At 60.8% G+C, this 23,363-nt stretch carries 18 protein-coding genes; 3 read left to right on the forward strand and 15 right to left on the reverse strand.

The features are described from left to right. Positions 1-18: 18 nt before the first annotated feature. The 5 genes from MHH62_RS04235 to MHH62_RS04255 form a co-directional block, all read right to left on the reverse strand. The gene (locus tag MHH62_RS04235) at positions 19-198 is read right to left on the reverse strand and encodes a hypothetical protein (protein ID WP_003190784.1); all 180 of its coding nucleotides are present in this window, start codon (positions 196-198) and stop codon (positions 19-21) included. A gap of 156 nt (positions 199-354) precedes the next feature. Continuing rightward, entirely contained in the window at positions 355-1,527 is a 1,173-nt protein-coding gene (locus MHH62_RS04240) for a lactonase family protein (RefSeq protein ID WP_019820208.1), read from the reverse strand. After that, complete coding sequence (locus MHH62_RS04245) at positions 1,517-1,804, reverse strand: DUF5629 family protein (protein WP_014718303.1); 288 nt, start codon at positions 1,802-1,804, stop codon at positions 1,517-1,519. Before MHH62_RS04245 ends, MHH62_RS04240 begins: the two co-directional genes overlap by 11 nt. 203 nt (positions 1,805-2,007) lie before the next feature. After that, a complete protein-coding gene (locus tag MHH62_RS04250) occupies positions 2,008-4,383 on the reverse strand; it encodes an RND family transporter (RefSeq protein WP_339232558.1) in 2,376 nt (791 codons plus the stop codon). An 18-nt stretch (positions 4,384-4,401) separates the two neighbouring features. Then, on the reverse strand, positions 4,402-5,439 hold the full coding sequence (locus MHH62_RS04255; RefSeq protein WP_339233046.1) for a YCF48-related protein: 1,038 nt from the start codon (positions 5,437-5,439) through the stop codon (positions 4,402-4,404). A gap of 431 nt (positions 5,440-5,870) precedes the next feature. On the opposite strand from MHH62_RS04255, the gene MHH62_RS04260 reads away from it, so the two are divergent. After that, positions 5,871-6,986, forward strand: coding sequence for a Gfo/Idh/MocA family oxidoreductase (locus MHH62_RS04260; protein WP_020301534.1), 1,116 nt, complete (start codon positions 5,871-5,873; stop codon positions 6,984-6,986). Between the two features lie 114 nt (positions 6,987-7,100). On the opposite strand, the gene MHH62_RS04265 is transcribed toward MHH62_RS04260, so the two are convergent. The 10 genes from MHH62_RS04265 to MHH62_RS04310 all read right to left on the reverse strand — a co-directional run bounded on the left by MHH62_RS04265 (position 7,101) and on the right by MHH62_RS04310 (position 20,650). Beyond that, entirely contained in the window at positions 7,101-8,804 is a 1,704-nt protein-coding gene (locus MHH62_RS04265) for an AMP-binding protein (protein ID WP_014718299.1), read from the reverse strand. Positions 8,805-8,835: 31 nt separating this feature from the next. Next, positions 8,836-10,134 (reverse strand): acetyl-CoA C-acetyltransferase, encoded by a 1,299-nt coding sequence (locus MHH62_RS04270; protein ID WP_014718298.1) that lies wholly within the window; start codon positions 10,132-10,134, stop codon positions 8,836-8,838. Beyond that, positions 10,131-11,021 carry a MaoC/PaaZ C-terminal domain-containing protein gene (locus tag MHH62_RS04275; RefSeq protein WP_058410555.1) on the reverse strand — a complete coding sequence of 297 codons (891 nt, stop codon included), beginning with the start codon at positions 11,019-11,021 and terminating at the stop codon, positions 10,131-10,133. Before MHH62_RS04275 ends, MHH62_RS04270 begins: the two co-directional genes overlap by 4 nt. 3 nt (positions 11,022-11,024) lie before the next feature. Beyond that, the gene (locus tag MHH62_RS04280) at positions 11,025-12,368 is read right to left on the reverse strand and encodes a 3-oxoacyl-ACP reductase (protein ID WP_020301537.1); all 1,344 of its coding nucleotides are present in this window, start codon (positions 12,366-12,368) and stop codon (positions 11,025-11,027) included. Between the two features lie 153 nt (positions 12,369-12,521). Continuing rightward, complete coding sequence (locus MHH62_RS04285) at positions 12,522-15,032, reverse strand: acyl-CoA dehydrogenase (RefSeq protein WP_339232559.1); 2,511 nt, start codon at positions 15,030-15,032, stop codon at positions 12,522-12,524. 217 nt (positions 15,033-15,249) lie between these two features. Further along, entirely contained in the window at positions 15,250-16,695 is a 1,446-nt protein-coding gene (locus MHH62_RS04290; protein ID WP_014718294.1) for an outer membrane protein transport protein, read from the reverse strand. Positions 16,696-16,836: 141 nt separating this feature from the next. Beyond that, positions 16,837-17,322, reverse strand: a complete 486-nt coding sequence (gene praB, locus MHH62_RS04295; protein ID WP_014718293.1) for an alkane oxidation protein activator PraB — start codon at positions 17,320-17,322, stop codon at positions 16,837-16,839. 134 nt (positions 17,323-17,456) lie between these two features. After that, positions 17,457-17,951: an alkane oxidation protein activator PraA gene (gene praA, locus MHH62_RS04300; RefSeq protein ID WP_014718292.1), complete on the reverse strand. Its 495-nt coding sequence runs from the start codon at positions 17,949-17,951 to the stop codon at positions 17,457-17,459. A 124-nt stretch (positions 17,952-18,075) separates the two neighbouring features. Then, complete coding sequence (locus MHH62_RS04305) at positions 18,076-19,356, reverse strand: alkane 1-monooxygenase (protein ID WP_020301540.1); 1,281 nt, start codon at positions 19,354-19,356, stop codon at positions 18,076-18,078. Between the two features lie 295 nt (positions 19,357-19,651). Further along, entirely contained in the window at positions 19,652-20,650 is a 999-nt protein-coding gene (locus MHH62_RS04310; RefSeq protein WP_339232561.1) for an alpha/beta hydrolase, read from the reverse strand. 287 nt (positions 20,651-20,937) lie between these two features. On the opposite strand from MHH62_RS04310, the gene MHH62_RS04315 reads away from it, so the two are divergent. Both MHH62_RS04315 and MHH62_RS04320 read left to right on the forward strand, forming a co-directional pair. After that, on the forward strand, positions 20,938-22,476 hold the full coding sequence (locus MHH62_RS04315) for an NAD(P)/FAD-dependent oxidoreductase (RefSeq protein WP_201915150.1): 1,539 nt from the start codon (positions 20,938-20,940) through the stop codon (positions 22,474-22,476). Next, positions 22,473-23,363, forward strand: coding sequence for an SDR family NAD(P)-dependent oxidoreductase (locus MHH62_RS04320; protein ID WP_032903558.1), 891 nt, complete (start codon positions 22,473-22,475; stop codon positions 23,361-23,363). Before MHH62_RS04315 ends, MHH62_RS04320 begins: the two co-directional genes overlap by 4 nt.

Raw genomic sequence — 23,363 nt, forward strand, 5'->3', positions numbered from 1 at the left:
CCCACATTGGACCGTGGCTCAGTGCTGGGTCTTGTGATCCAGCGCCGCATAGAAATTGGCGCTCTGTTGCAGGTATTTCTGGGTATAGGCCGTGACATTGGATTTTTTGCCGGTGACTTCCACGCTGGCGGCGGCAGGCAATGCCACGGTGGCGGAAACAGCAGAAGCAGCAATGATCGAGAAGAGATTGAAATTCATGGCGGTAACCCTTGTGTGCGTTTGGTTGGGTGGCCTGGGAAGGCCTTGGAACCCAACTTACGCCCGAGGGTTGAACCTTAGAAATGCTTTGAAACAGTAGCCGTTATCACTGCGATTAATACAAAGGCTCAGGCCCCGCAGTGCGGGGCCTGTGGCTTATTGACGCACCAGGAACTTGAGGTCACTGGGGGCATCAATCGGCAATTTCTGCACGGTTTTACCCAGCAGGCCGGTCTTGGGGTCGCGCTCGACGACGACAATTTCATTGCTTTTCTGGTTGGCGATCAGCAGGAATTTGCCGCTAGGGTCGAGGCTGAACTCACGCGGATGGTCGCCTTCGACAGAACGGCGCTGGATTTCCTTGAGGTGCGCGGTGGCCGGGTCGATGCTGAACACCAGCATCTGATTGGCCGTGCCACGGTTGCTCACGTACAGGAATTTGCCGTCGTTTGACGCATGCAACGCCGCACCGGCCTTGTCGGACACCGGTTGGCCGGCGGCATAGTCGAGCAACTGGGTTTGCGTCAGCTTGCCGTCGTTGTAATCGAACACGGCTACCTGGGCGCTCATCTCAGTGGTCAGCCAGGCGTGCTTGCCGTCCGCGCTGAACAGCAAGTGACGCGGGCCGCTGCCCGGTGGCAACTGCACCGACGCCGGGTCGGCCGCCGTCAGTGGCAGCTCATGATTGGCCTTGGGGTCGTAGCGGTAGGCAAACACCTTGTCCGCCCCCAGGTCCTGCACAAATACATACTTGCCGTCCGGCGACGACACCACCGAATGCACATGATTGGACGCCTGGCGCTCCGGGTTCACACGGCTGGCCGGGTGCCCGCTCAACTGCACCGGTGCCGACAGCTTGCCGCTGGCATCCACCGGCAGGATCGCGAGGCTGCCACCCGGGTCTTCCACCACCGAGTAGTTGGCGACGAACAGGTAGCGCCCATCGGCGGCCACACTGGAATGGGTCGGCTCATTGCCCAGGCTCTGCACCTGGTTGATCAGGGTCAACTGGTGGTTCTGGGGGTCGATGCTATAGCTGCTGACACGCCCCACCGGGTCTTCCTGGCCGGGGCCGTTTTCATTGACCACAAACAACTGCTTCTGGTCTTTGGAAATCGTCAGCCAGGAAGGGTTGGCGGTTTTCGCCGCCAGCACCGGCTTGCCGCTGAACTGCCCGGTGCTACTGTCGAATTGCAGGCGGTAGATCCCTTCACTGGTGCCGGCCGTATAGCTGCCGACCAACAGTTCATGGATATCGGCCGGTGCGGCCTGCACCGACATCGCACCGACACTGCCTGCCATCAGCAGGGGCCAGAATTTACGCATCATCTGCTTCGTCCTCGTCGTTATTGTTGTCGCCCTGGATGGCGCTCAAGCAGACCAGACGGTGTTCACCGTCGTCGTTGATCAGCAACCAGCTTTGCAAGCTCTCGTCAAAGGTAGCCGCCTCCAACTGTTCTGGACTGAAGGTCCAGCGCTTGAGTTCCCGGCCATCCATGCTTTGGATCTGCAGTTGCTGATCAAGCTCGAAGTCAAAGGCGTGCAGCCCATTGATGATCAGCATATCGCTGGTAGCAAGGACGCGAGTCAGGGTGTCGGCAGTCATCGCAGTCAATCATTTTGGGGAAAGCCGCAATGATAGCCCAGGCTGTAGCCTAGAGGTTGAACACCGCACCCATGTGGGAGCGATGTGTGGGAGCCGGGCTTGCCCGCGATGCAGATGCCGAGGTGTATCAGTGACACCGCGGCGATGCTATCGCAGGCAAGCCCGCTCCCACACAAGCCCGATCTCGCCATTTGGGAGCAGGATCAGTGCGCGAACAACGAGTTGCCCTTCTGCCCTGCCAGCTTCTCAGGTTTGATCAGGAATCGCGCCAGCGCTGGCAACAGCCACAGCGCGCCGAACATGTTCCACAGCAACATGAAGGTCAACATCAAACCCATGTCGGCCTGGAACTTGATGGCCGAGAAGATCCAGGTGCACACGCCGATGGCCAGGCACAGGCCGGTAAACAGCACGGCCTTGCCGGTGGATTTCAGCGTCTGGTAGTACGCCTCTTGTAGCGGCAGGCCGGCGCGCAGGAAGCTTTCCAGGCGGCTGTAGATGTAGATGCCGTAGTCCACGCCAATCCCCACACCCAGGGCCACCACCGGCAAGGTCGCGACCTTGACGCCAATGCCCATGAACGCCATCAGTGCGTTGCCCAGTACCGAGGTCAGCACCAGCGGCAGCACGATGCACAGAGTCGCCGCCCAAGAGCGGAAGGTGATCATGCACATGGTCGCCACGCACAGGTACACCAGGATCAGGATAATCAGCTCCGACTCCTTGATCACCTCGTTGGTGGCCGCTTCGATCCCGGCATTACCCGCTGCGAGGATGAATTCCAGGCCGTCCTTGTTGTTTTCCTTGGCGAAGTCCTGCACCGCATGCACGGCACGGTCGAGGGTTTCGGCCTTGTGGTCGTTGAGGAACACCAACACTGGCGCCAGGGAGCAATTGTTGTTGTACAAGCCATCGGCACGGGCGATGGAGTTGTTCAGCACATCCGGGTTGCGCGACAGGGTTTCCCATTTCAGGTTGCCTTCGTTCATGCCCTTGATCATTTGCTTGGACACGGTCACCAACGAGATCGCCGACTGCACGCCCTCGGTGTTCTGCATCTTCCACATCAACTGGTCGATGGGCGCCATGGCTTCATAGCGTGAGCAGCCTTCGGCCTTGGTCTTGACCATCACCACCAGCACGTCGGAGCTGGTGGAGTAATTGTTGATGATGAAGTTGTTGTCCTTGTTGTAGCGCGAATCCGGGCGCAATTCCGGTGCGCCTTGGTCCAGGTCGCCGATCTTCAGGTTCTGGCTGTACCAGAGGCCACCACCAAAGGCGATCAAGGCGAGGAACACCGACACCGGCGCGACTTTCGGGCTGGCGAATTTGGACAGCAGGCGCCAGAAGCTGTGTTCGCGGTTCGCGTCTTTCTTGCTCTTGGCGATGGCACGCTTGCTGATGCCCACGTAGGAAATCGCGACCGGCAGCAGGATCAGGTTGGTGAACACGATCACCGCCACGCCGATGGACGCGCCAATAGCCAGTTCGCGGATCACGCCGATGTCGATGATCAGCAGCGTGATGAAGCCCACCGCATCCGCCAGAATGGCGATCATCCCCGGCAGGAACAGTTGCCGGAAGGTGCGCCGCGCAGCGGTCAGGGCGTTGTCTGCCTCGCTGGATTGCAGGGCAATGCCGTTGATCTTTTGCACGCCATGGGAAATGCCAATGGCGAAGATCAGGAACGGCACCAGCATTGAATACGGGTCCAGTCCGAAACCGAAGAAGTGCATCAACCCGAGTTGCCAGACCACCGCCACCAATGTCGTGCTCAACACCGCAATGGTGCTGCGCAGGCAGTTGGTGAACCACAGCAGCAGAACCAGGGTGATGACAAACGCAACGCCGAAGAACAGCACCACCATCACCAGGCCGTCGATCAGGTCGCCAACCTTCTTGGCAAAGCCGACAATATGAATCTTGACGTTGGGGTTCTGGGTTTCGAACTTGTCGCGGATCTTGTCTTCGAGTTCATGGGAGAACTTGCGGTAGTCCAGGGCCAGCAATTTGCCCTGGTCTTGCGGGTCCGGGTAGGACTCCAACAGCGGGATATCAACGATGCTCGACTTGAAGTCATTGGCCACCAGCCGCCCGACCTGGCCGGACTTGAGCACGTTATTGCGCAACTGGTCGAGGCTTTGTGGCGAACCGTTGTAGCTCTGCGGGATGACCTCCCCGCCGGCAAAACCTTCTTCAGTCACTTCGGTCCAGCGCACGCTGGGGCTCCACAGCGACTTGAGGCCCGAGCGGTCCACACCGGAGATGTAGAACACCTCGTCGTGGATCTGGCGCAGGGTCTCCATGTATTCCTGGGTGAAGATGTCCCCGTCCTTGGCTTCCACCGAAATCCGCACGGTGTTGCCCAGGTTGGCCAGGTCGTTGCGGTGCTCCATCATCTTTTCGATGAAGGGGTGCTTGAGGGGGATCATCTTTTCAAAGCTGGTGGACGGGCGAATCAAGGTCGCCTGCCAGAACAGGAAGAGGCTCACCAGCAGGCAGATGACGATCACCGCCGGGCGATTATTGAAGATCAGACGCTCAAGAAAGGTCGCTTTATCGTTGTGATGACTGCTCATTGAATCCCCGCCTTCTTATTATTTTGAGAGCTCTGCGCCGGCCGAAGTGGCAATTCGCACGCCACCCTGCCCCGCGAGGATCAAATTGCCATTGCCTGCCGCCGTGACCGCCGAGAGTGAAATACGGTCCGGGCGATTGAACACACTGAAGGTCTGGCCGTCGTCATGGCTGACCACCACGCTGCCGCCGTTGCCGACCACAACGATGGAGCCGTCCTCCAGCAAGGTCGCACCCGACAGGCCAAACTCCAGCGCACCACGCGCCGCGTTCAATTGGAGCTGCTCCCAGGTGCTGCCGAAATCGCTGGAGCGGTAGAGATTGCCGCGCAACCCATACGCCAGCAGGGTTTGCGGCTGCGCAGTGCTGATCACCCCAAACAGCGAACCCTCGTAGGGGCCTTCGAGTTTTTCCCAGGTCTGGCCGTCGTCACTGGAGCGAAACATGCTGCCTTGCTCACCGACGATAAACAGGCCGGCGTCCTTGACCTGGGCGATGGCGTTGAGGTGGTACTGGTCTTCGTTGTCGAGGCGCTCGCTGACATCGTTCCAGGTTTTGCCGGCGTCGGTGGTCTCGATCAACGCACCGTAGGCGCCCACGGCCAGGCCGTGGTTGGCGTCGTTGAACCACACATCGAGCAACGGCGCTTCGCGTTTGAGGTCTTGATATTGCTGGGTCCACGTGGCGCCGCCATCGGTACTGGCAAGAATCTGCGCATCGTGGCCGACGGCCCAACCGTGCTGATCATCAACGAAAAACACCGCCGTGAGCAGTTGCCGGGTGGGCACTTTGGCTTGGGCCCAGGTGTTGCCCTGATCATCGGAATAAAGGATATGCCCCCGATCACCGACCGCCACCAGGCGCTTGCCCGCGTGAACCACGTCGATCATCAAGCCTTTGGCGGCCTTGGGGGATTCAATTGCAAAGACTGCGGCGGCGGGGGTATCGCTGGCAGCCAGAACCGGCAGCGACAATGCGCTGCCAGCAAGCAGCGAGAGCGCTGTGGCCAGCAACGCAACCCTGCGTGCGGCGCGTGGGCGGCAAACAACCCAACCCATGACAGGCTCACTCATAGACCTTTCTCCCATTTATTATTGTTAGGTCGTCTTCTGTTCCAGGACCTTGAAACCTGCAATCTAGAGCGCCTGGAGGAAGCAGGGGCCATCCTATCGGGCTTTGGAATCGTCTGACAATCGGCGCTACGTTATCTTTTGTTAACTGGCGGCGTTTGGCCATGTGCTGAATATAGCTACATCAGCTGAAATGATGGCCCCACGTGATCGTTCCCACGCTCCGCGTGGGAATGCATCCCCTGACGCTCTGCGTCCTCACCGCGCAAACAGCGGGGCGCAGAGCGCCCCGGGCGGCATTCCCACGCGGAGCGTAGGAACGATCAGGAGAAATGAATTTTTATTCCATCTATTGAATTTAGTGAATTTTTATTCCATTAATGGCGTTCCTGAAAACAATAATCCAAAGGACCACGACGATGCGTGAACTCGGAATCGGCTTGATCGGCACAGGCTTCATGGGCCGCGCCCACGCGCTGGCGTTCAACAACGCTCGGGCGGTATTTGAACTGCCCGTGCAGCTCAAGCTGGCCGCCCTGGCCGATGCCGACACCGAACGCGCCCAGCGTTGCGCCAGCGCCTGGGGGTTTGCCCAGGCTCATGGCGACTGGCAAGCGTTGATCACTGACCCCAAGGTCGATGTCGTGGCTATCACCACCCCCAACCACTTGCATTACCCCATGGCCATGGCCGCGATTGCGGCGGGTAAAGCGGTGTATTGCGAGAAACCCCTGGCCGTCAGCCTTGAACAAGCCGACGCTATGCGCCGCGCCGCCCATACCGCCGGAGTGGTAACGCGGGTGGGTTACAACTACCAGCACAACCCGATGATCGTGTTGGCGCGGCAGATGATCGCCCAAGGCGAACTGGGCCAACTCATCAGCTTCCAGGGTGAGTTCAGCGAAGACTTCATGGCCGACCCGGCCTCCCCTTGGTCGTGGCGCTGCGAAGTGGAGCATGCTGGCGGCGCCCTGGCTGACCTGGGCAGCCATTTGCTGTCGATGGCCCGCTATCTGGTGGGCGAGGTCACTCATGTCTGTGCCGACACCCAGACCGTGCACGGCCAGCGCCCCGCCACCGCCGGCAGCCCAACCTCAAAAGCCATTGCCGTGGATGACCAGGTGCATGCCCTGTTGCGCTTCGCCAACGGCGCCCGTGGCACGGTGAGCAGCAGTTGGCTCAAGCACGGCTACAAAAACCATCTGAGTTTCGAGATCAGCGGCACCCAAGGCACGCTGGCGTTTGACCAGGAACGCTTGAATGAACTGCGCCTGTACCGCATCGGCCAGGACGGCTTCCAGCGCGTGCTGGCTGGCCCTGCCCTGCCCGGCTATGCGGCATTCAGCCCGGCGGCGGGGCATCAGTTGGGTTACAACGAATTGAAAACGTTGGAAGTGCACGAGTTGATCATGGCCCTGGCCGGCCAAGGGGCGCTGGGGACGGACTTTGAGGCGGCCTGGGAGGTGGAGCGGCTGGCGACGGCGATTCGAGTGGCCGCCCTTGAGGAACGCTGGGTGAAAGTGGGCACGTTTTAAAATGTGGGAGCGGGCTTGCTCGCGAATACGCTGTGTCAGTCGGCACATTCAGTGCCTGAACCGCCGCTTTCGCGAGCAAGCCTGCTCCCACATTTGGTCATCTGAACCATTCAATCAGCGCAAGGCCCGGCGCAGCACTTTGCCCACCGTGGTCTTGGGCAATTCCATGGTGCGGAACTCCACATATTTAGGCAGCTTGTACCCCGTCAGGTACTCTCGGCAGTGCGCAAGAATCTGCTCCTGTGTCAGGCTCGGGTCCTTGCGCACGACGATGATCTTGACTTTCTCCCCGGTCACCGCATCTTCCACACCAATGGCGGCCACTTCGGCGACCCCAGGGTGCATGGCCACCACGTCCTCGATTTCATTGGGGTACACGTTGAAGCCCGAGACCAGAATCATGTCCTTCTTGCGGTCCACCAGGCGGATATACCCGCGTGCGTCCATCACGCCGATGTCCCCGGTAGACAGCCAGCCCTCGGCATCCAGCACCTCGGCGGTTTCCTTCGGCCGTTGCCAGTAGCCCTGCATCACTTGCGGGCCACGTACTTGCAACTCGCCCTGCTCGCCGATATCCGCCAGTTCGCCGTCTTCGCGCAAGAAGCGCACCCAGGTCGAGGGCAATGGAACGCCAATGCTGCCGGTGAATTCCATCTCGCGCATGCGGGAAATATCAATAGGGCTGATGCTCACCACGGGCGAGCATTCGGTCAGCCCGTAGCCTTCGATGATCGGCAGCCCGGTCACCTCTTTCCAGCGCTTGGCCACGGCGGTGTGGGTGGCCATGCCGCCAGCAATCACCAGGCGCAAATCGGAAAAGTCCCGCGCACAGAACTCCTTGTTTTCCAGCAAGCCATTGAACAGCGTGTTCACCCCGGCGATGCCATTGAAGCGTTCCTTGCGCAGGATCATCTGCACGCGCTTCACGTCCCGAGGGTTGGCGATGAGGATATTGCGCCCGCCCAGGCACATGAACATCAGGCAGTTCACCGTCAGGGAGAAGATGTGGTACAGCGGCAGCAAGGTCACGTTGGTTTCCTGCTTGTGCAGGTTTAACTGATCACCGACCCAGGCCTTGGCTTGCAGCAGGTTGGCGATGATATTGCGGTGGCTGAGCATCACGCCCTTGGCATCACCGGTGGTGCCGCCGGTGTATTGCAGGAAGGCCAGTTCATCGCGGTGCAGGCTGACCGGTAAATGGTGCATGGCCCTGCCCTGTTTGAGCACTTGGTTGAAACGCAGCGAGCCGGGCAGCCTGAAGGCTGGTACCTGCTTCTGCACGCTGCGCAGGATGAAGTTCATTGCCGCGCCCTTGAAGGTGCCCAGCAAGTCGCCAATGGCCGCGACCACCACACGCTTGACGCTGCTGCCGACCATGGCTTTTTCCAGGGTATGTGCGAAATTTTCGAAGATCACCACGGTTTCGGCGCCACTGTCCTTGAGCAGGTGCTTGAGCTCGTGGGCGGTATACAACGGGTTGACGTTGACCACCACCGCCCCGGCCAGGATCGTGCCCAGCAGGCAGATCGGGTACTGCAAGCAGTTGGGCATCATCAGGGCCACGCGATCGCCCTTCTTCACGCCCTGGTCCTGCAGCCAGGCGGCAAAGGCAATGCCCTGGGTGCGCCAATCGGCATAGGTCATTTCAGTACCGATGCTGACGTAGGCCACCCGCTCACGGAATTTTTCCAGGTGCTCAAGGAACACTTCGCGCAACGACGGGTAGTCCTCGATCCCGGCCTCTATATCCGCCGGCACGCCAGGCAGGTATGTGTTCAACCAGATGCGTTCGGTGTGTTCCAGGCTGATCGCGTTCATCGCAGTGTCCTTATTGTTGTTTTTGATAGCGCTACTTTTCGACGATGGCGGTGATGCCCAACCCACCCGCCGCGCAGATCGAGATCAGGCCGCGACCGCCACCGCGTTCATGGATAGCCTTGGCCAGCGCCGCCAGCTGCCGGCCACCGGTGGCCGCAAAGGGATGGCCGCAACCCAGTGAGCCGCCGTTGACGTTCATCTTGGCCCGGTCGATGGCGCCCAGGGGGGCGTCAAGGCCGAGTCGCTCGCGGCAATACTGCGGGTCTTCCCAGGCCTTGAGCGTGCACAGCACCTGGGCGGCGAACGCTTCGTGGATCTCGAAGAAATCGAAGTCGGCAAACCTCAAGCCTTCCCGCGCAAGCATGCGTGGCACGGCGTAAGCCGGCGCCATCAGCAGGCCCTCGGTGCCGTCGACAAAATTCACCGCAGCGGTTTCGCCCGTGCGCAAGTAGGCCAACACCGGCCAGCCATGGGCGGCGGCCCATTCTTCACTGGCCAGCAGCACCACCGAGGCGCCATCGGTCAGGGGCGTGGAGTTGCCGGCGGTGAGCGTGCCGTTCTGGCGGTCGAAGGCCGGCGACAAGCCGGCGAGCTTTTCCAGGCTGATATCGGCACGCAGGTTGTTGTCACGGGCCAAGCCGCGGTGGGGGCTGATCAGGTCGTCGAAGAAGCCGCGTTGATAGGCCGCATCCAGGCGCTGGTGGCTGGTGAGGGTCAGCTCGTCCTGGGCCAGGCGCTTGATCTGCCAGCGCTTGGCCATTTCTTCGCAGTGTTCGCCCATGGACAGCCCGGTGCGCGGCTCGCCATTGCGCGGCAGCAATGGTTTGAACAGCATCGATGGGCGCACTTTCATCAAGGCCTTGAGCTTGTCGCCCAGGCTTTTGGCGCGATTGGCCGCGAGCAAGGTATGGCGCAAGGATTCGTTGATGCCAATGGGCGCGTCGGAAGTGGTATCGGCGCCACCGGCAATGCCCACCTCGATCTGGCCGAGGGCGATTTTATTCGCCACCAGCAGCGCGGCTTCCAGGCCCGTGCCACAGGCTTGTTGCACATCATAGGCAGGGGTTTGCGCAGACAACGTGGTGGACAACAGCGCCTCGCGCGCCAGGTTGAAATCCCGCGAGTGCTTGATCACCGCCCCGGCGGCAAACTCGCCCAGGCGTTGGCCGTGCAGGTTGTAGCGCTCCACCAACCCTTGCAGGGCGGCGACCAGCAGGTCCTGGTTACTGTCGTGGGCATACACCGTGTTGGAGCGCGCAAATGGAATACGGTTGCCGCCGATAATCGCCACGCGGCGGGTCGGGGCCGGGGTAAAACTGTAGTCACTCATTGCTGGCTCTCTTTCCAAATGAATAGCCCGCGCATATGGGGCTTGTCCCCGACAAAATTGCGCACTTCGAACTCGCGCCGTGGCCCGCTCGCCGGGTGGCGCCACAGGGCGACCTGGCCGGGCAGGAAGATCGGCAATTTGAAGTCGCAATGTGCCTCGGCCTGGTCCAGGCCACCAGGCGGCTGTTGCGCTGCCAATGCGCGGCCCAGGGTCCACATGCCATGGGCGATGGCGCGACGAAAGCCGAAGAGCCTGGCACCGATGACCGACGTGTGAATGGGATTGAAATCCCCCGAGACCTTGGCAAAGCGTCGCCCCAGGTCGGCGGGCAGTACCCAGCGCTGGGTGCGTAACAGACCGTCTTCCTGCAGTGGCAGAGGGTCATTCCAGGGTTCACCCACCGGATTGCTGACGTCACGGCGCAAATACAGGCTATCGCTTTCCCACACCAGGGTTTCCTGGCTGTAGGCACGGGTAGCAATGCTCAACGCCTGCCCTTTGAGATGGGCCACCCAGCGCTCGCAATACACCTCCAGGCGCAACGCCTGGCCCTCGTGCAAGCGCTGGTGCTGACGAATACGATTGGCCAGGTGCACCATGCCACTGGCCGGGTAGGGAAAGCTTGGCCGAGTCAGCAGCATGAGGTGCAGTGGGAACGCCAGCACATGGGGATAGGACAATGGCACGCCCTGCTCGCGACGAAAACCACACGCCCGTGAGTAAGCGGCGATACCGGCCGACGAAAGCTCCACCGCGCTGCGCACCAGGCGTGCGGTGGGCAATGGCGGCGCACCGTCGGGCTTGGGTTTGCGCAAGGCGCGCAGGCCGTCGAGCAACAACTGCGTGCGCGACGGCGGTGGGTCGATGATCTGTGTCACGTAGTCCATCGGTCAGGCTCCCAACAGGCTTTGGCCGCACACCCGCACCACCTGGCCAGTGACGCCGCCCGACGCCGGATGCGCCAGCCAGGCGATGGTCTCGGCCACGTCGATGGGTTGCCCGCCCTGGGACAACGAATTCATGCGCCGCCCCGCTTCGCGGATCATCAGCGGGATCTTCGCGGTCATCTGGGTCTCGATAAAGCCGGGCGCCACCGCGTTCACCGTGACCTGCCGGGCTGCCGCACGCGGCGCCAGGCCCTGTACCAGGCCGATCACCCCGGCCTTGGACGTGGCGTAGTTGCTCTGCCCCAGGTTGCCGGCGATACCGGAAATCGACGACACGCACACAATGCGCCCACCAGGGTTCAAACCCTGACTGTCGAGCAAAGCCTCACTGAGCTGCCACGGCGCTTCGAGATTGACCGCCAGGACACTGCGCCAGGCGGCCTCGGTCATTTTGGCGATGGTCTTGTCGCGGGTGATGCCGGCGTTGTGCACCACCACATCAAAGGCGCCGTATTGGCTGACGTGGGTTTGCAACAGTGAGGCGGTGTCGGCGGCGGTGATATCCAGGGGCAACGCCGAACCGCTCACGCTGGTCGCCGCCTGCTGCAAGGCTTCCTGGGCCTGGGGCACGTCCACACACACCACATGGGCACCGTCGCGCGCCAGCACCTGGGCAATCGCCAGGCCGATGCCACGGGAGGCGCCGGTGACCAGGGCACGTTTGCCGGCAAAGGGTTTGTCCCAGTTGATGGCGGCGTGGCCATCGACCGGTTTTTCCAGGCGCACCACTTGCCCCGAGACATAGGCGGAGCGGCGCGACAGGAAAAACCCCAGGCTGCTGTCCAGCGCGTCTTCCGCGCCCGGCGCCACGTACAGCAGTTGCACGGTAATCGCCCGGCGCAGTTCCTTGGCCAGCGACCGCACCAAGCCTTCAAGGGCGCGTTGGGCGATGGCCTGGGGCAAGTCGTCGCAATGCTCGGGTGCCGTGCCGAGTACCACCACCCGGCCATGCTGGCCGAGGCGCTTGGCGTTGCTGTGAAAGAACAGGTAGAGCTCATCCAGCTGCTGCAGGTCGGTCACGCCGCTGGCGTCGAACACCGCGCCTTGCACCTTGACCGTGGACGGTGCCTTGAGCGTCGCCGGGCTCGCGGCGACGGTGTCGGTGGCGCTGAACACGCGCTGCACCGAGGCCACCAGCCGCCCTGCCCCGGCGATGATCACAGGATTAGCCAGGCCGGCCTGGCCGCTGCGATGCCGTTGCAGGGGCAAGGGTTGCGGCAAGCCGACCGCCTGGGCCAGACGCCGGCCCCAGGGGGAATTGACGAACGAAAGGTAGCTGTCACTCATAGAGGGTTCCACTCACAACACAATGGCTGTCTTGTAATCCCGATCGAATGGGGGAGCTGGCTTGCCTGCGATGCCGACGACTCGGTGTATCAGTCAAACCGAGGTGATGCCATCGCAGGCAAGCCAGCTCCCACAGGTGGACCAGGTTTTCTCTTAATTGACCGGAGCGCTGCGCCGTTTGGCCACCGGCTCGAGCGCCTGCTTACGCTGCTGCAGGGCCTCCAGCAAACCAAAGTCCTGGGGAAAGTCGTCCACCTGGATACCGTGGTCGGCGTATTCCACATAGCGCGCCAGCAAGGCGTCTTCGTCGTCGCTGATCAAATCCAGCGCCCGCGCCTTCACGCGCCAGTCGGTGAAGGCCGTGGCAGAGATCGGCAGCGGACCGAGCAGACCTTGCTTGATGGCGGGCTTGAGCCGCGCCTCGATCAGCTCCACTTGGGGCAGCAAACGGAAACCCAATTCGCCGTAGGCCAGCTTGTCGACTTCCGGACGGGGAATGTAGGAGTTGGCCAGCAAACGGTCGCGGGTTTCGCCAGGGGTCTGCACCACCTCCGCCACCTGCGCCAACAGGCGATCCGACGGTTTGCGCTGCGGGATGCCAAACGGAAAACTCAACGTGCGCACTACTGCTGCTGCGGGTTTTGAAGGGTAGTTGTCGAGCACTTCGGCCAAGGCTTCATGGGCGCGCAACAAGGCGTCCTGGGCCGCCCAGTGCACCAGCGGCAAGTCCGCCTGGGGCCTGCCGTCATCCTCGAAGCGCTTGAGCACGCAAGACAGGATGTAGAGCTGCGACAGCATATCCCCCAGGCGCCCGGTGATACTTTCCTTGCGCTTGAGGGCACCGCCCAGCACGCCCATGGAAATATCCGAGATCAGCGCCAGCACCACCGACAGCCGATTGGCCTGGCGGTAGTAGGCAGCCAGCGCCGAGTCGGTCTTGGCCGGGGCCGCAATCAGGCGTCCGCCGGTCAGGGCATGCACCGCTGCGCGTACAGTGTTGGCCACGACAAAACTCACATGGCCAAACATTGCGCTGTCGAAGTCTTCCAGGGCCTTGCGCCGGTCGGGGTTGCGCGCCGCTTCCATCTCGCGGAACACGTAGGGATGGCAACGAATCAAGCCCTGGCCAAAGATGATCAGGCAGCGGGTCATGATGTTCGCACCTTCCACCGTAATGGCGATGGGGCTTTGCTGGTAGGCACGGGCGAGGAAGTTATTGGGGCCCATGCAGATGCCTTTGCCGGCGACGATGTCCATGCCGTCGTTGACGATGATGCGCGCCCGCTCGGTGACGTGGTACTTGGCAATGGCCGAGATCACCGACGGTTTCTCGCCGGCGTCCAGGGATGCCACCGACACCTTGCGCACCGCATCACAGGCATACAGATGCCCGGCCATGCGCGCCAGCGGCGCCTGTACACCTTCGAACTTGCCGATGGGCAGGCCGAATTGCTTGCGCATCGCCGCATAGGCTGTGGTACCGCGCACCGCCACTTTACCCAGGCCGACGTTGGCCGGTGGCAGGGAAATCGCCCGGCCTGCCGCCAGGCATTCCATCAACATGCGCCAGCCGTTGCCGATTTGTTCGCGACCACCGATCACCCACTCCAAGGGAATGAACACATCCTTGCCGGTAGTAGGACCGTTCTGGAAAACCGCATTCAACGGCCAGTGACGCCGGCCGCTGTTTACCCCTGGATGGGAGGTGGGGATCAACGCACAGGTAATGCCCAGGGAACCTGGCGCGCCAAGCAAGCCCTGCGGGTCTTCGGCGCGGAACGCCAGGCCCAGCACCGTGGCAATCGGGCCGAGGGTGATGTAGCGCTTGTCCCAGGTCACGTTGAAACCCAGTACTTCCTCGCCCTCATGCATGCCTTTGCAGACGATGCCCAGGTCAGGGATCGCGCCGGCATCGGAGCCGGCATACGGGCTGGTCAGGGCGAAACACGGAATATCGTCACCGCGTGCCAGGCGCGGCAGGTAGTAGTTGCGCTGAGCGTCGGTGCCGTAATGCAGCAGCAGCTCGGCCGGCCCCAGGGAGTTGGGCACCATCACCGAAATGGCTGCCGCCGAGCAACGTGTCGACAGCTTCATCACCACCTGGGAATGGGCGTAGTGGGAGAAGCCTTTGCCGCCGTACTGCTTGGGAATGATCATGCCGAGGAACCCGGCCTCCTTGGTGTACTGCCAGCCCTCGGGGGACATGTCCTGCCAGACTTGCGTGGTTTCCCAGTCGTTGGCGATGTCGCACAGGGTTTCGACTTCGTTGTCGAGGAAAGCTTGCTCCTCGGCGCTCAGGCTGGCCGGCGCGGCTTGCAGCAGGCGCTGCCAGTCGGGTTTGCCGCTGAACAGCTCGGCATCCCACCACACCGTGCCGGACTCGATGGCCGCACGCTCGGTATCGGACATCGCCGGCATGATTGTACGAAACAGGCCCAAGGCCTTGGTAGTCAGCAGCTTGCGGCGCAGGGGTTTGATTGCCAGCACCAAGGCGGGCACCACCACCAATACCGCCGCCAGGGTAATGCCCGGCACGGCCACCGCGTTGAACAGATAACCCGCCGCTAACCAGACCAGGCCAGCGCCCAGCCAGAGGGTGGCGGCGGCTTGTCGATACGCCAGGGCAATCGCGGCGGCGAGACCCACCAATAACCAGATAAGCATGGGGATACCTCTACTTGATTCAGGGCGTAAAACCACACTACAAACTTCAAATCATAAATTCAAATAATGTTTTGAAATTTTTATTTAGTATGTTGACGAAAAAAATCAGGCTGAACGACTCAGCCTTGTGGAATAAGAAACCAGAACAGCCTAAACAGCCCCGGCAGGGTCTCCAGGTGCACTGGGAACCCTGCTCGACAACTGCTCCACGTGCCCTTTAGAACTTGTAGGTAGCCGACAGACTGACCACATCACCTGATGATTCGGCTTTGCCGTCCAGTTGGGCGGCTCCGAGACGATCAACGTTCTTGGTCTTCAGATTGACCTTCTGGACGAATTGGTGCGAATACGCGGCATCCACTGACAGACCAGGCACAGCCTTGATGTCATAACCGGCACCAAACGCCAAGAAATAGCGGTCGCCGTCAGGGATCCGGGGGTCACGCGTGGAGTTACGGGTAGGTGTCTGGTCGTAAGCTACACCGGCACGCAGGGTAAGTTCGTCAGTGGCTTTATAGTCGCCACCGATCGAGGTCATCCAGGCGTTCTTGTAGTTGTACGGGATGGCAACAATAGTCGAGCCTTGCGACTTGAGTGTCAGGTCTTTGAACGAAGACCATTCAGTCCACTGGGCGCTGACACCTAATGTCCAGCGATCATTGAACTGGTGGACCCAGTCAATCGCCGCAGTAGCCGGAATATCCAACTGAGTGCTGGCATGCGCCCCGTCCGGGAAAAGCTTCAGCCCCGGATACGCCATTTCAACCAATGTTTCGCCGTTCGGTCCAATAGGATTGGTCATCGCGTTGCGACCGATAGCATCCGTATAGACATTGTATTTGCCGGTCATCTTGTTTTTGATTTTGGCGTGATAGTTCAAGCCCAGTGTGTCTTGCGCCGTCGGCTTCCATACCACACCGCCAAACCAACCGACCGAGATATTATCGACTTTCACACGCATCAACGAATGCCCTACACCGGTCGGAAAGCCGGTCCCGCCGAGTCCGGGAGAGACGTCCGCCGCTGCCAGCAAGTCGACGTTCTGGCTGACAAATCCCTGGCTGCGTTGGACGATGGCGCCACCGCCGACCGAAAACTGGTCATTGACCTTGAACGACAGTGAGCCTGTCAGGCCAACGGTCTCAATTTTGGTGTCGACTGCAAAATCCCGCAGCTTGGAGTCTTCGTTCCAAGTTGTTCTCATGCCCTGGGGGACCACCTGGCTCAAGCCAAACGCAAAGCGGTCGCCGATGGGGATCACCAGGAAACCGGTTGGCAGCCACGCGGTAAAGCCACCTTGCCCCCCGTTATTGTTATTGAGCGTCGGATCGCCCATGCTGCCCTGATCATCCAATACCGGCGTATTGGTCACAGGATTACCGTTGTGGTCAAAAGCCTGACCCGAATATTTGATCTTGACCCGGGCATAATCGACAGTCTGCTGCGCGATAGTTGAATCGATGAACGCCATGGCCGCCGGGTTGTTGTACGCAGCACTGGGGTCGTTCTTGAACAATGAACCGCCGCCAAACGCGCGGCCCCAGCCAGGCGCACCGTAGGTTGGCGTGGAGAAGCCGCCCGCCTGCACATGTCCCGTGGTCATCAAACCTCCCAACAGCGCCAACCCCAGTAACGTGTGAGCGTGTTGTTTCTTATTATTCATGCGCTGCTCCTTATTATTATTTCGCCCGGCCCCTGCCGGTGGGTCGTGTGGCCGCAGGCACACCGTAAGTACCCTGCCCAACCGATGCCTCGCATGAGGCATCGGCCTTTCACGGGTGATCAGCCCTCTGGAGTCACATGCTTACGGGTTAACCGTCAGCGTCGGGGCAACAACATTCAGCGATACGACGGTGCAGTTGCCGGTCAGCGACTGATTGGTGGCCGAAAGTGTTTTGGTACCAGGAGTCCACGCCACGGCAATGGTGGTAGGGCCGCAGTTAGTGGCCGGAATCGAGGAGATTTTGTAGCCTACGTTGGTCACGGTGCCGGTGGTGCCCGTCGCTGCGGTAAGAACCCAAGGCAGGTTAGTCAGCGTGGGCAGTGCGCACAGGCCGCCGCCGGTCAAGGACGCACCGTTGATAGAAGCCACGCCACCGCTAACGTTGCCGGTAAAGGTAATGCCGCAAGTCACTGCCGCACCGAAGGATGAGGGCGACTTCACCACGATGGTACCGGCATTAGTCGAGAACGGACCGTCTGGAGAAACGGACGCCGCGCTCGCCATGGAGGCGGCACCAAAGCACAGAGCAAACGAAGTTGCACAAACGAGGGTTTTCAAGCTTTTCATTGTTTTTCCTCACATGTTATGGCGATTCATTTCGCCAGGGGTAATGGCCATGATCGAGAGGTCACGGTGAAACTGCAGAACTTCCCTTTCCAGCCAAATTTCAATGCATTTACCGCTACAACTGTCGGAACGTGTTATTCGACAACTTTGAAGTTGGGCGGCATCTTGATCGACACCGTCTTGATCTTGCAGTCTTCGCCAATCGCAACATCGGCGGCTTCCAACTTGCCGGTGGCGTTATCCCAAGTACCGTCGGCCGTCGACGGCCCACACTTGCCACCCAGGCCAAAGGCATGCACGTCCACGCTGATCTTCGACATGGAGCCGCTTTTTGTATCTTTGGCGATTAACACCCAAGGCAAGTTGATGGCTTCGACACGGCTGCACTTGAGGCCACCGTCGAACTCGACTTTGTCGACATTCACCGATGAACCATCGGCTGCAACCTTGCCGGCTACCTTGATGGTGCAGTCGGCACTGATGAGCTTGCCTTTGGAAAAGCTGATAGGTCCTTGGGCAGTGAAGGCACTGCCAGCAGGTTCGATACGCGCAGCCTGAGCCTGGTGGTAAGCAATCAAACCCATGGCCGCCAACAGGATGTGGGCGGTGAACTTGGCAGAACTTTGCATGGTGTACGTCCTTCCCTTGAAATTATTGTTGTAGGGTCAAACCAGGTTCTTGCACTCAAAACGCCGGGCGACAAGGACCTGCGCGATACACGGATCCCGAGTACACCCTGAAGGCTTACTTCATCTAAAACGGCTTGGCACTACCGCTGTACTTCTCCAGATACTTCAAACGCTTTGACGGCTGAAGATTGGTCAGGTTGATATCGCCGGCATAGTGATTCAGTACACGATGGTCCATGCGACGCCGCCACAAGTACGGCACATAAGCCCAGACAATCATGCTGGCGTAGCCATAGGGAAGTTGCGGTGATTCATCAAAGTGACGCAGCGACTGATAACTGCGCGTGGGGTTGGCATGGTGATCGGAGTGCCGCTGCAACTGGAACAGAAAGATATTGGTGACAATTCGATTACTGTTCCACGAGTGACGCGGCGAGCAGCGTTCATAACGGCCATTGGGCAACTTCTGACGCTTGAGGCCGTAATGCTCGACATAGTTCACCACTTCCAGCAACGAGAACCCGTAGATGCCCTGGATAATCAGGAACGGAATTACCGCCGCCCCCAGCCAGGCAATCATTGCGCCCCACAACACCACGCTGTACATCCAGGCGCTGAGCACCGCGTTCTTCCAGTGCAAGGCCGGCAGGCCGAGTTTGCGCAGGCGTTCGCGCTCCAGGTTCCAGGCCGACACAGCGCTGAACCACACCGAACGCGGCAGGAATGCCCAGAAACTTTCACCCAGTCGCGAGCTGGCCGGGTCTTCCGGCGTGGCGACCCGTACGTGATGGCCACGGTTATGTTCGGTGTAAAAGTGGCCATAGAAGGTCGGCGCCAGGGTGACCTTGGCCAGGAACACTTCCAGAGGCTTGGGTTTGTGCCCCAGCTCATGGGCGGTGTTGATGGCAATGCCGGTGGCGGCCCCGGTGGACATGGCCATGCCCACATACGTCAACCAGCTGACTGCACCGTGAAGTTCAGTGCGTGCGGTGATGAACGCGGCGGTCCTGGCCAGCCAGTTCGAGGGCTCCAGGGTGGCCGTGGCCTGTAACAGGCCGCCGTTGATGATCCAGTCGATACCGCCCGCAGCGAGCCAACCGGTGATCACCACCGAGGCAATCACAAACAGCACGCCGGTGTAGACGATCCAGCGGTAGTAGCGTTGGGATTCAAGGTGGCTGACCGCAGATTCGGGCGGGTTGCTGACGTCTTCGCCGAGCAGGCCGTCAATCAGCGGGATCAAGCCGAAGATCACCAGCACGCCCACCCACCACAGTTGTTGCACGCCTGTGGTGATGGCAAGGGCGCCGGAGAGCAAGGGCGTCGCCAGCGGCATAATGCCCAGCCACCACAGGTGGCGTTTGCCGTCGGCCCACACGGTCGCAGCTGCCAGAGTCTGGTTCATGGCAGCCTCCGCACACATTCGGTAGGCAATGCGGCAGCGGTGCGCTGACTGCTGCGAGAAATCATGCATGCGATAAAAGGCGTTTTTTTCATTATTTTATTCGCTCTTAGGCATTTCAAAAATAATTTCAAATTACACATTGAAATAATTTTTTTAAATAAATAGCGCGGAATCGTTAGGTCGTCAACTAGTTTCTCCAGCCCTTTTTTCCGTGACCGAGCAGTCTCTTTTCAGCCGTTTGGTCAGGTGTTCAGGGGCAGGCGTCAACGCCAGGCGCCGCAGTCAGGTGGCACTGTTACTGGCTCGCCAGGGCGACAGGTGGGTTTAACGGCCGGACGCTCTCGCCGGGTCGAGCCCGCTTGGCCACCTGCTCCACCAGCGCCGCCACGCGCTCGGTGGCGGTGATCGGCAACATATGCCCACGGCCTTCGATCACTTGCATTTTTAGCCCTGGCACCTTGCTGGCCAGGGCCTGGCCGTGTTTCTGGAAGTCGAGCACCTTGTCCTGCGCGCCGTAGATCAGGCCGATGGGCAGGGTCAATCGGGAGTAGCGCTTGACCATCTCCGGCAGGTGGTCGTTGACCCGGTTGATCTCGGTGGACGCGGCGTAGAAATTGTCGGGGCGCATGCCCAGCAAAGCGCCGCCACGGGTGGCAAAGTCCGGCGGCGCAGGATCGGGGGCAAATACGCCCTTCACCACCGAGTCTTTGGTCAGCAGCCCGATGGGCATGGTCAAGGTGTGCGCCACCCAGCGCCGCAGCCAGGCCGGGCGCACGGCCAGAGACAGAAACACCAGCGGCAGCATGCGTTGGGGGTGAGTCAAGGGCGCAACCAGCACCAACCCGGACACCGCATAAGGATGGTCGAGGGCCAGCGCCAGGGCAATCGCGCCGCCCAGGGAGTGCCCCAGTATCAGCGGTTTGCCCAGATCCAGCGCCTTGATGAAGGCCGCGATTTGTCGCGCCTGGGCCGGCAAGTCTGCCGGCGTGCCGCTGTGCCGGGTGGAATAGCCTGAGCCCGGCCGGTCGAGGCTGATGACCCGAAAATGCTCACGCAACTGGCCGGACAAGGCATAGGTCAGGTTGCGACTGCTGCCCATCAGCCCGTGAATCATCACCAGCGGCGGGCCCTTGCCCTCTTCGACATAATGAAAGCGCTCGCCATCCACCTCGACGAAACGCCCGTTGATCGGCACGGTCGCTTCAATGCGCCGCGTCATCCAGGCACTCAAGCCCCATAACGCCGCACTGGCGCCCGCCAGCACACCCGCAGCGACAACCCACTCGACAGCCATAGCTCGGTCCTCTGCTTCCCTGCTGCTGGCGACCCGACCGGAATTGATCTGGCCCCAGCCATCGTCCACACCCTGGACCTAGACTTCATGCATACCACGTTCGTCCGTCGGACAAATCGCTCATGCGCAACAAGGCCCTAGCGTAGGCGAATTTTTCAGGTAGATTATTTAAAATCTTTTTTAAAATAATTAATTCAATTTTCCTTTGCAATGGTGTTCTATCTAAAAGACAAAACAAAAACAGGAGCACATCCGATGCCCAAGCGCTTTATTGACGAGGCAGCCCTATGAATGCCCCCAGTGACTCAATCGACATCGCCATCATTGGCTCCGGGTTCGCGGGCCTGTGCATGGCGATCAAACTCAAGGAAGCCGGGCTCACCGACTTCTTTATCGCCGAACAGGCCCAGACCCTCGGCGGTACATGGCGCGACAACCACTACCCAGGTTGCGCCTGCGACGTGCAGTCCCATGTGTATTCGTTTTCCTTTGCGCCCAACCCGAACTGGACGCGACAGTTCGCGGCGCAACCCGAGATCCGTGCCTATCTGGAAGACTGCGCCAGGCACTTCGAGCTGGCGCCCTACCTGCGCTTTGGCATGGGCCTGCAACGGGCGCTGTTTGATGAACAACAGCAGCGCTGGCAACTGACCTTCACTAACGGCCGCCACGTCAGCGCACGGGTGCTGGTGTCGGGAATGGGGGGCTTGTCGCGCCCGGCAATGCCAGATATCCCAGGGCTGGACAGTTTCAAGGGCAAGCGCTTCCACTCCCAGCAGTGGGATCACGAGTACTCCTTGAAGGGCAAGCGCGTGGCGGTAATCGGCACCGGTGCCAGCGCCATCCAGTTCGTGCCGCAGATCGCCCCGCAGGTGGCGCACCTGGACCTGTTCCAGCGCACACCGCCGTGGATCATGCCCAAGCCTGATCGGCCGATTTCCGCTGCCGAGCGCTGGTTGTTCAAGCATGTACCGCTCACCCAGAAGCTGGTGCGTGCTGCGCTTTACTGGGCACTGGAAGGCCGCGTGGTGGGCTTTGCCCTGCATCCACGCCTGATGAAAATGGTGCAGAAAATCGCCCTGCGTCACCTGCGCAAACAAGTGGCCCGCCCTTCCCTGCGCAAAACACTGACGCCGGACTACACCATCGGCTGCAAGCGCGTGCTGATTTCCAACGATTACTACCCGGCACTCTCGCGCAGCAATGTCGAGGTGGTCACCGACAACGTGCTGCGCATCGAAGCCGACGGCGTGATCACCGCCGACGGTATCAAGCACCCCGCCGATTGCCTGATCTTCGGCACGGGTTTCCAGGCCAGCGACCCGTTGCCCCGTGGCTGCATCATCGGCCGTGACGGCATCGACCTGATGGATGCCTGGCGCGATGGCGCCCATGCCTACAAAGGCACCACCGTGCCGGGCTACCCGAACCTGTTTCTGATCGTGGGCCCCAACACCGGCCTGGGGCATAACTCGATGATCCTGATGATCGAGGCTCAGGTCGCGTACATTCTCGACGCCCTGAAACACATGCAGCGCCAGCGCCTTACCACGGTAGAGGTCAAACACGCCGTGGAGCACGCCTACAACCAGCAGTTGCAGGACAAGCTCAAGCGCACCATCTGGAACACCGGCGGCTGCCAGAGCTGGTACCTCGACCCGCGCACCGGCAAGAACACCACGCTGTGGCCCGGCTCGACCTGGCGCTTCAAGCAGGTCACCCGGCATTTTGCCCTCAAAGACTACAGCGTCAGCCAGGCGCCGGCGCCCGCCCTGCCGCGAGCGGTTGCAACGCCCCACTCCACCACAGAAGGCAGCCTGTCATGAAGTCATTCAACGGCCGCGTCGCGGCGATCACCGGCGCGGCGTCCGGCATGGGCCGCTCATTGGCCCTGGCCCTGGCGCGGGAAGGGTGTCATCTGGCGCTGGCAGACAAAAACAGCCAGGGCCTGGAACAGACCCTGGCGCTGATCCGCACCTCGACCTTGTCGCCCGTCACTGTCACCACCCAAGTGCTGGACGTGTCCGACCGCCAGGCCATGCACGATTGGGCAGCACGCTGCGTGGCCGAGCACGGCAAGGTCAACCTGGTCTTCAATAATGCCGGGGTGGCGCTGTCGAGCACCGTCGAAGGCGTGGATTACGCCGACCTGGAATGGATCGTCGGCATCAACTTCTGGGGAGTGGTGCATGGCACCAAGGCATTCCTGCCGTACCTCAAGGCCAGCGGCGACGGGCATATCATCAATACGTCCAGCGTGTTCGGCCTGTTCGCCCAGCCCGGCATGAGCGGCTACAACGCTACAAAGTTCGCGGTACGCGGCTTCACCGAAGCCTTGCGCCAGGAACTCGACCTGCAACGCTGCGGCGTCTCGGCCACCTGTGTACACCCCGGTGGCATTCGTACCGATATCTGCCGCAGCAGCCGCATCGACGCGAACATGACCGGTTTTCTCATCCACAGCGAGCAACAAGCCCGCACCGATTTCGAAAAACTCTTCATCACCGACGCCGACCAGGCCGCCAAAGTGATCCTGCAAGGCGTACGCAAAAACAAGCGTCGCGTGCTGATTGGCCGCGATGCCTATTTCCTCGACCTGCTCGCCCGTTGCCTGCCTGCGGCCTATCAGGCGCTGGTGGTGTTTGCCAGCAAGCGCATGGCGCCCAAGCCGCGCACGCCGGTGTTTGAAACCAACGACGAGCCTCGACTCTGA

The sequence above is a fragment of the Pseudomonas sp. FSL L8-0168 genome (assembly GCF_037976155.1).
Lineage (GTDB): Bacteria > Pseudomonadota > Gammaproteobacteria > Pseudomonadales > Pseudomonadaceae > Aquipseudomonas > Aquipseudomonas paracarnis.

Excerpts from the sequence above, each read along its gene's own strand:
- MHH62_RS04235 (WP_003190784.1), bottom strand. The coding sequence starts at position 198 with ATGAATTTCAATCTCTTCTCGATCATTGCTGCTTCTGCTGTTTCCGCC.
- MHH62_RS04240 (WP_019820208.1), bottom strand. The coding sequence starts at position 1,527 with ATGATGCGTAAATTCTGGCCCCTGCTGATGGCAGGCAGTGTCGGTGCG.
- MHH62_RS04245 (WP_014718303.1), bottom strand. The coding sequence starts at position 1,804 with ATGACTGCCGACACCCTGACTCGCGTCCTTGCTACCAGCGATATGCTG.
- MHH62_RS04250 (WP_339232558.1), bottom strand. The coding sequence starts at position 4,383 with ATGAGCAGTCATCACAACGATAAAGCGACCTTTCTTGAGCGTCTGATC.
- MHH62_RS04255 (WP_339233046.1), bottom strand. The coding sequence starts at position 5,439 with ATGGGTTGGGTTGTTTGCCGCCCACGCGCCGCACGCAGGGTTGCGTTG.
- MHH62_RS04260 (WP_020301534.1), top strand. The coding sequence starts at position 5,871 with ATGCGTGAACTCGGAATCGGCTTGATCGGCACAGGCTTCATGGGCCGC.
- MHH62_RS04265 (WP_014718299.1), bottom strand. The coding sequence starts at position 8,804 with ATGAACGCGATCAGCCTGGAACACACCGAACGCATCTGGTTGAACACA.
- MHH62_RS04270 (WP_014718298.1), bottom strand. The coding sequence starts at position 10,134 with ATGAGTGACTACAGTTTTACCCCGGCCCCGACCCGCCGCGTGGCGATT.
- MHH62_RS04275 (WP_058410555.1), bottom strand. The coding sequence starts at position 11,021 with ATGGACTACGTGACACAGATCATCGACCCACCGCCGTCGCGCACGCAG.
- MHH62_RS04280 (WP_020301537.1), bottom strand. The coding sequence starts at position 12,368 with ATGAGTGACAGCTACCTTTCGTTCGTCAATTCCCCCTGGGGCCGGCGT.
- MHH62_RS04285 (WP_339232559.1), bottom strand. The coding sequence starts at position 15,032 with ATGCTTATCTGGTTATTGGTGGGTCTCGCCGCCGCGATTGCCCTGGCG.
- MHH62_RS04290 (WP_014718294.1), bottom strand. The coding sequence starts at position 16,695 with ATGAATAATAAGAAACAACACGCTCACACGTTACTGGGGTTGGCGCTG.
- praB (WP_014718293.1), bottom strand. The coding sequence starts at position 17,322 with ATGAAAAGCTTGAAAACCCTCGTTTGTGCAACTTCGTTTGCTCTGTGC.
- praA (WP_014718292.1), bottom strand. The coding sequence starts at position 17,951 with ATGCAAAGTTCTGCCAAGTTCACCGCCCACATCCTGTTGGCGGCCATG.
- MHH62_RS04305 (WP_020301540.1), bottom strand. The coding sequence starts at position 19,356 with ATGAACCAGACTCTGGCAGCTGCGACCGTGTGGGCCGACGGCAAACGC.
- MHH62_RS04310 (WP_339232561.1), bottom strand. The coding sequence starts at position 20,650 with ATGGCTGTCGAGTGGGTTGTCGCTGCGGGTGTGCTGGCGGGCGCCAGT.
- MHH62_RS04315 (WP_201915150.1), top strand. The coding sequence starts at position 20,938 with ATGAATGCCCCCAGTGACTCAATCGACATCGCCATCATTGGCTCCGGG.
- MHH62_RS04320 (WP_032903558.1), top strand. The coding sequence starts at position 22,473 with ATGAAGTCATTCAACGGCCGCGTCGCGGCGATCACCGGCGCGGCGTCC.